Annotated in this window: 1 pseudogene; it reads left to right on the forward strand. The window is 72.1% G+C overall.

The window, feature by feature from the left end:
- Nucleotides 1-56: 56 nt before the first annotated feature.
- Nucleotides 57-366: pseudogene (locus AC1DUE_RS20850) on the forward strand (phenylalanine--tRNA ligase subunit alpha); the annotation flags it as partial.

Here is a 366-nt window from a genome sequence, read left to right on the forward strand (position 1 = left end):
GTCCGGGGGTATCCCCCGGTAAGAGCAGTATCAGCCAATCGGAAGCACGGGAAGAGATGTCGGCACCGAACAAGTCGTACGACCCAGTCGAGGTCGAGGCACTGAAACCGGAAGAGATCGAGCGCATGCGGGACGAGGCGTTCGCCGCCTTCGCCGCCGCGGGTGACCTCGACGCGCTCGCCCAGGCGAAGACCGCGCACACCGGCGGTACCTCGCCCCTGTCGCTCGCCAACCGGGAGATCGGCGCCCTGCCGCCGCAGGCCAAGGCCGAGGCGGGCAAGGGCGTGGGCCAGGCCCGCGGCGCCGGGAGCAAGGCCCTCGCCGGCCGTCAGGCGGAGCTGGAGGCCGAGCGGGACGCCCGTGTGC

This window comes from Cellulomonas sp. P4_A2 (assembly GCF_056402515.1).